The organism is Actinocrinis sp. (genome assembly GCF_035938995.1).
Classification (GTDB): domain Bacteria; phylum Actinomycetota; class Actinomycetes; order Streptomycetales; family Catenulisporaceae; genus DASZGI01.
This window is the reverse complement of record NZ_DASZGI010000365.1, coordinates 1-4,927: the sequence shown is the minus strand read 5'-3', so window position 1 is coordinate 4,927 and position 4,927 is coordinate 1. Positions and strand designations below refer to the sequence as shown.

The following is a 4,927-nucleotide window of genomic DNA, read 5'->3' as shown; positions in this document are numbered from 1 at the left end:
ACAGGCGGCCCGGAACATGCTGATGGGTCTCGGGGAACGCGTGAGCTCATTCGCGTTCATGATCCGTGACTGGGGCGGCCAGTTCACCGATGCCTTCGACGCCGTGCTGGCCGACGGCGGCATCCGGGTGATCAAGAGTCCGCCGCAAGCACCAAGGGCGAACGCGGTCTGCGAGCGGATGATCGGCACCCTGCGACGGGAGCTGCTCGACCGCACCCTGATCCTGGGCGAGCGCCACCTGCGCCTGGTCCTAACCGAGTTCCTCGCGCACTACAACGGGGTCCGACCGCACCGCAGCTTGGGCCAGCTCAGCCCTTACCAGGCCGAGACCGCACCGCGTGAACCGATCGATCTCTCCGCTTACCGGCTGCGCCGCAACCTATCCTCGGCGGCCTGACCAGTGAGTACCAGGTCGCAGCCTGACCGAACGACATCACGTGAGGCAATGTCAGCTGGCAAATTCCCGATTCCGAGCCCCACAGGGTGGGTGCGATCAGTCGCCTGAGGCGGAGGCGGAGGCGGAGGCGGGTGCGGGGGTCTTGCTGTGCGTGGCGGCTGTCACCTGAGCGATCTCGTAGCGCCGCACGAGGAGGAACGCGAGGGGCACGGCGCTTAGGCCGACGAGCCCGCAGACCCACAGCGCCTGGTGGAGCCCGCCGGTGAGCGCGCCGGCAGCGGCGTGGCCGCGGCTGAGCATGCTGCGGGAGTGCGCGGCCGCCACGGTTGACGCGACGGCTATCCCGATCGCGCCGCCGAGCTGCTGGGAGGAGTCGATGAGCCCGGAGGCGACCCCGGCGTCGCGCTCGGTGACACCGACCAGCGCTCCGATCGACACCGGGATGAACACCCAGGTGACGGTCCCGGTCAGGAAGAACGGGCCGGCCAGGTTCGCCCAGAAACTCCCCTGCACGGGCGCCTGGGTCGCCCACAGGATCCCGGCCCCGGTCATACTCATCCCGGCCGCCATCACGAGCGTGGCTGACGCGCGGGTGACCAGGATCTGCGCCGGGCCGGCGAGCAGCACCCCGGTCAGGCCGACGGTCAGCCAGGCCAGGCCGGTGGTCATCGCGGAGTATCCGAGGACCTGCTGCATGTACAGGGTGCCGATGAAGATGTAGCCGTAGAAGCTGGCCCCGAGCAGGAACCCGACCGCGTTGGACCCGGCAAGGGTCCTGAGCCGAAACAGCCGCAAGGGCAGCAGGGGTGCCTGCGCCCTGGCTTCGGTGACCACGAACGCGGCCAGCAGGACCGCCGCCGCGGTGAGCTGGGCCAGCGTCCGGGCAGCGCTCCACCCAACGGCAGGGGCCTGCGAGATCGCGTAGACCGCGAGTACCAGGGCGCCGGTCACGGTGAGCGCGCCGAGCAGGTCATAGCGGCGGCGCGCGGCCGGGCGCATGCTCTCGGGTACCACCTGCCGGGCCAGCAGCAGCGCGGCCGTGCCGACAGCGACGTTCAGGTAGAAGATGTAGGGCCAGCCGGCGTACCGGGTCAGGGCGCCACCGGCCAGTACGCCGAATGTCGCTCCACTGGCACCGACCGCGCCCCAGATGCCCAGCGCCTTGTTGCGCTCGGCGCCCTCGGGGAACATGTTCATCACGATCGACAGCGCGGCGGGCAGCACCGCGGCGGCACCCAGGCCCTGGATACCGCGCATGATGATCAGGAACGTGCCGCTGGTGGCCAGCGCGCAGGCGAGCGAGGCCGCGGTGAACACCGCCAGCCCGAGCATGAACACGCGCCTGCGGCCGAGCAGGTCGGCGGCCCGACCGCCCAGCAGCAGGAAGCCGCCGAACGTGATCGCGTACGCGGTCACCACCCACTGCAGGTCCGACTCGGCGAAATGCAGTTTGACGCCGATCGTCGGCAGCGCGACGTTGACGATCAGCAGATCGACCGCCGTCATGAAATACGCCACGGCAAGCAGCGAGAACGCCCGCCACCGGCGCACCGCGCCGCTCTGCGCGCCCGCCCGGCCGCGCAGCTCGATCCTGGGGTCCACTGAGGTCATGCGTGCCTCCGCTCGTCACTGGTCAATTCCTCACCAGTTCAAGCACCGCCCCTCGCGTCGATTCGCCGACCTGGCGGCGATGAATTCAAGCCGCCGCCGGTGTTGCACTGTGCAGCAGCCGTCATCCCGGAGGGCCGCGTGAGAGGACAGGTTCCACCATGACCGAGGCGACCCTCGTCCTTGCCCAGGGCGGCGACGGTGAGGCCTTCCGCGAACTGGTCGATCCCTACCGCCGCGAATTGCAGGCGCACTGCTACCGGATGCTCGGATCGGTACAGGACGCCGAGGACGTGTTTCAGGAGGCTCTGTTGGCCGCATGGCGTTCGATCGGCCGGTTCGACGGCCGCTCGCCGCGGGCGTGGCTGTACCGGATCGCCACCAACCGCTGCCTGAACTACCTGCGTGGCGAGTCCCGCCGCCCGCAGCCGGCCGCCCTACCCGATCACGGCACGGGCCGCAGCGGGCAGGGGCGGTCGGGCGAACCGTGGTGGCTTGAGCCCTACCCTGATGACCTCGACGGCCTGGCTGCCGGCCCCGAGGCCCGCTACGACGCCCGCGAGTCGATCGCCCTGTCGTTCGTGGCGGGCCTGCAACACTTGCCGCCCCAGCAGCGCGCGGTCCTGATGCTGCGGGACGTGCTCGGCTTCCCCGCGGCCGAGACCGCCGGCATCCTCGGCACCACGCAAACCGCCGTCAACAGCGCGCTCATCCGGGCCCGGGCCGCCCTCCCGGCTGACCTGCACCCGCACGACGTACCAGTTCCCAAGTCACCGGCCGAGGCCGCCATCGTCGACCGGTTCGTCAGCGCATTCCAGCGCCTCGACCTGAAAGAACTGGTGTCGCTGCTGACCGACGACGCCACGCTGACGATGCCACCCGAGCCCGACCAGCACCACGGCCCCGGGCCCATCGGCCGATTCCTCGTGCGATCCCATCTGGGCCAGGAACTCAAACTCCTGCCCGCCCGGGCCAACGGCCAGCCGGCCCTGGTGCTTTACCTCCCGGATCCCAACGCACCGATCTGGCGGGCGTGCGGTCTGATCGTGCTCGCCCTGCGGGGGGAGCGTATCCACGCGCTCACCCGCTTCGGGAGCCTAAGCAACCTCGCCCGGTTCGGATACCCCCGCATGCTGCCAAGAGGCTGACAGCGGACGTGGCCAGCCGTCACACCAGCACCCCACCGGCAGCGTCACCGGTCGAATGAGAACCGCCACGGCAGTTGACCCTACGCGACCCTGGTGGTTAATTTCTCTGGCTCTTGTGGCTGGTCGTGGCCTTGCGGAAGGCTGTGAGGATGCTGCGATGGTCGCGGCTGGGTTGGGGCGGGTGTGTAATGTCGTTGCGGCCGATGCCGTGGCCGGAGGTTCTCGAGCAGACCGCCGTGGTGGCGCGGGCGGCGTTCCCGAAGGGGAGCCTGCCGATGCGGTTGCGGGACGGGCTTGGACCAATATTTCTGGACACTGATTTCAATGGGGCGTTCGGTGTGCGGGGCAGGCCGGGGATCTCTCCGGCGGTGTTGATGCTGGTCACGATCCTGCAGTTCGTCGAGCAGATGACCGACCGGCAGGCGGCGCAGGCTGTGGCCGGGCGGATCGACTGGAAGTATGCGCTCGGGCTGGAGCTCGCCGCTCCCGGGTTCGACCACAGCGTCCTGAGTGAGTTCCGCGGCCGGCTGGCAGACCATGACCTCTCGCGCCTGTGCTTCGACAGGGTCCTGGACCGGTGCCGGGAGCTCGGGTTGGTCAAGGCCGGCGGCAAGCAGCGCACCGACTCCACGCATGTGATCGCTGCCGTGCGCGATCTGACGCATGCGGAGTTGGCCGGGGAGGCGGTGCGTGCGTTGGCCGAGGCGCTGGCCGCGGTGGCCCCGGATTTCCTGGCTGAGACGGTGGATCTGGACGTCTGGGCGAGGCGGTACGGGCCGCGGGCGTGCGACTGGAACTGGCCGCGCGCGAAAGCCGAGCGTGACGCCTTGGCCGAGCAGTTCGGTCGCGACGGGCGCGACCTGCTGACCGCGTTGTTCGCCCAGCAGTACCGGCCCTGGCTGCGCGAGCTGCCCCAAGTCGCTGTGTTGTGCACGGTGCTGCGGCAGAACTACCTGATCGAGACGGCCAGCAACGGGAGCGAGGTGATGCGGCGGCGCACCGATCAGGACGGGGTGCCGCCGGCTCCACTGCGCCTGGCCAGCCCGTATGACCCCGACGCCCGCTGGGCTGCGAAGGGCAAGGACCTGTTTTGGCTCGGCTACAAATTGCACCTGACCGAGACGTGTGAGGATCCTGACGAGACTGGTACACCGAACCTGGTCACGAACGTGCTCACTACCCCTGGCACCACGCCCGACAACGGCGCGACCGTGCCGATCCATCAGGATCTTGCCGAGCGCGGTCTGGCCCCGGCCGAGCACTACGTGGACTCCGGCTACCCGTCGATGCCCACCCTGGCCGCCGCCCGCCGCGAGCACGGCATCGCGATGGTCACTCCGCTCCTCGGCGACAGCTCCCGCCAGGCCAAGACCGGCAACGGCTATGGCCGCGACGACTTCGTCATCGACTACGACACCCGCACCGCCACCTGCCCGAAGGGCCAGACCTCGGCGCACTGGAACCCGCGGGTCCACGACGAAGTGGAGAAGATCTACATCGCGTTCCCGCAGCGCGCCTGCCAGGCCTGCGACGCGCAGCCCGCGTGCACCAACAGCAAGATCCGCCGCCGCGGGATCACCGTCTACCCCCGCGAGATCCACGAACTGCAACAGGCCACCCGCGCCGCCCAAGCTTCGAAGGACTGGCGTCGCCTCTACCAGCGCCGGGCCGGCATCGAAGGCACGATGAACCAAGCCGCGAACAGCATCGGCCTGTGCAAAGCCCGCTACCGCGGACGCAGGAAAGTCGAACTCGAACACCACCTCGGCGCCAC

General features: G+C 69.6%; 4 protein-coding genes. 3 read left to right on the top strand and 1 reads right to left on the bottom strand.

Annotation, left to right across the window (positions count from 1 at the left end; genetic code table 11):
- Positions 1-397, top strand: a 397-nt coding sequence (locus VGZ32_RS25445) for a transposase (protein ID WP_326888725.1), incomplete at its 5' end; no start/stop codon positions are given.
- A 96-nt stretch (positions 398-493) separates the two neighbouring features.
- On the opposite strand, the gene VGZ32_RS25440 is transcribed toward VGZ32_RS25445, so the two are convergent.
- On the bottom strand, positions 494-2,008 hold the full coding sequence (locus VGZ32_RS25440; RefSeq protein ID WP_326888724.1) for an MFS transporter: 1,515 nt from the start codon (positions 2,006-2,008) through the stop codon (positions 494-496).
- Positions 2,009-2,166: 158 nt separating this feature from the next.
- Between VGZ32_RS25440 and VGZ32_RS25435 the strand changes: the two genes are divergently transcribed.
- Together VGZ32_RS25435 and VGZ32_RS25430 are read left to right on the top strand one after the other, a co-directional pair.
- Entirely contained in the window at positions 2,167-3,153 is a 987-nt protein-coding gene (locus tag VGZ32_RS25435; RefSeq protein WP_326888723.1) for an RNA polymerase subunit sigma-70, read from the top strand.
- Positions 3,154-3,341: 188 nt separating this feature from the next.
- Positions 3,342-4,927: IS1182 family transposase (locus VGZ32_RS25430; RefSeq protein ID WP_326888722.1), on the top strand; the 1,586-nt coding region annotated here is incomplete at its 3' end.